Genomic DNA, 2,194 nt, shown 5'->3' with positions numbered 1-2,194 from the left:
GGAGACCGACCATCAGCGCTGCTGGGTTCACAAGACGGCTAACGTGCTGAACAAGCTGCCAAAGTCAGTACAGCCCAAGGTCAAGGCCGACCTGCATGACATCTGGATGGCCGAGACCCGCTTTGATGCGCACAAGGCCTTCGATCGCACGCTGAAACGCTTCGAGGCCAAGTACCCCAAGGCGATGGCGTGCCTGGCCAAGGATCGGGAGGAACTGCTGGCGTTCTACGACTACCCGGCAGAGCACTGGGTGCATATCCGCACCACCAACCCGATTGAGTCGACCTTCGCCACGGTCCGCCTGCGGAGCAAGCGCAGCCGGAACTACGGCTCCAGAGCGACGACCCTGGCGATGGTCTTCAAGCTGCTCCAGAGCGCCGAGAAGCGCTGGAAGCGCATCAAGGGGTTCAGCAAGCTGGAACTGGTCGTGAACAACGTCCGGTTCCAGGATGGAGAGCAAGTAACCGATCAGTCAGACAGGACTGCCGCCTGACCGCCATCCACCAGATTTGACTATAACTCTAAACCAGGTGGCTTAATGCTAAAAGAGTGTGGTTCAAGGAGGGTCTCACTGTCGCGTGTCGAGGTAAGCCGATATTTATCGCCCCAGGTACGCCGCCTGCTGTTGGCTCGCCCCCCTTTTTTGGAGGAAATCCAGGACATGACTGATGAGGCGCTAAAGGCCTATCTCATGCAGCACCCGCCGGTGGTTTACGAAGCGAAGAGAAGCGCGCATGGCGATCCGCTATTTTATCTTGCCAACCTGAACGCCCTGTATATAGCGAAAAACCGTTTTCGCGACAGTGAAAAGGTGCGCGTCACACTGGTAGAAGCACCGCCCAGTCAACAAACAAATGCGGTTGCTCTGTTTTTCGCGTTATCTGCGGAAGCGTGCCATGCACTCTCTCCCAATGAGGCAGGGCATTACGTAGCTGCTCTATGGAATGAGCTCATGTCTGATCAACCAGCATTATTAATGGATGTGTCCGAACGCTTCAGCAATAAGACCACTTTCTGTGATGCTTTTGGCCTTAATCGACGGCTGTATTAGAGGCGACTACCTTCATGGATGAAACCACTAAGCATAAGGCACTTTTAGAAGAAGTCCTTCAGCCGCGTAACGACTATTTGGGGATAGAAGCGATAAAGCCACTGCTAGTCCAGACAATTGAACACTTAGCTAGCATTGGCGATGACGCTTGGGATCTATCAGCACTCTCCGCACTGGCAACCGCCATTAATAAAAACACGCTGAATTTAACTTCACAAACTGGGAGTGGTGAAAAAGGGATTCATAGCACAAACCCTATCCATGGCGCTTTGTTTAAGCTTGCTAGCTCAAAGGTAGCGACAGAAAAGCTGGGCGAACGACTCACGCTACTCGCTCACATCATTAACGTGGCGTTTAAATGGCGCCTGGATATGCGAGCGGCCCAGAACAACCCAGCGTTTACGGAAGAGGACGAAAAGCGCCTCACACCGACTACCTACCGCCAAAATTTGGAGTCAGCTTGCAAGGTAGTAAGGCGCATTGAAGCAGATGGGATAAACCTCCTCACCCCTTTAGACCGGCCTACTATCAAAATCAGCATATGCTGCGATGCGTATCACGTGGACGAGTATAGCCAGCAAAAAGATAAATATATTAAGGAATTAGGCCGTTTTTTAGCCTATGGACTGAATAGGCGGCAGCCGCGACGCGGGTACCAAGAAAAAGCAGAGCATAATTCACAAAAAAGCCCCAGTGCTCAGCGTCAACGGCTTTTCGATAATGATCCGGACGAGCGCTGGGAAGCAACGGCTGCTTCGATCTTAACACTCCCTCCAGAACTCAATGAGGACACCGAGAGTACGCTGCGTACCGCTGGTTTATCCATCACCGAAGAGCGCCCGACTGTTGAGCTGATTCAGAGCGATCAGCCTGTCAAAACGGCAAAGGGCGACTCCTCTCTGCAAGCGGTATTTCGAGCCCAAAGCCAGCAAATTTTTCAAGATAAAGCGGCACAGCTGCTGCCGGGGCGTTGGGAACATTTAAGTACGTTTGATCTTTATCTGCGTATTCCGGCGAACGTGACCGGTCATTACGGTGATCGTGACCGATTTGCACACGGCCTTCACGCTGGAGAGAGTTTTGTACGCTGAGCGGTCACGATGGGTCAACCGATTCCGTTTTTTGTGCGTTGGTTTTTCTCAG

The 2,194-nt window shown here is 52.6% G+C and carries 3 protein-coding genes; all 3 read left to right on the top strand.

The window, feature by feature from the left end:
• A partial coding sequence (locus AC13CN_RS00015) for a transposase (RefSeq protein WP_483052906.1) occupies nucleotides 1-493 on the top strand: 493 nt, incomplete at its 5' end.
• 168 nt (nucleotides 494-661) lie between these two features.
• A complete protein-coding gene (locus tag AC13CN_RS00010) occupies nucleotides 662-1,051 on the top strand; it encodes a hypothetical protein (protein WP_074211356.1) in 390 nt (129 codons plus the stop codon).
• 14 nt (nucleotides 1,052-1,065) lie between these two features.
• Nucleotides 1,066-2,142 (top strand): hypothetical protein, encoded by a 1,077-nt coding sequence (locus AC13CN_RS00005; protein WP_483052905.1) that lies wholly within the window; start codon nucleotides 1,066-1,068, stop codon nucleotides 2,140-2,142.
• The last annotated feature ends 52 nt before the right edge of the window (nucleotides 2,143-2,194 follow it).

Source organism: Vreelandella sp. L-25 (assembly GCF_056857535.1).
The sequence above is the reverse complement of the archived record's forward strand: the minus strand, read 5'-3'. Positions and strand labels throughout refer to the sequence as shown.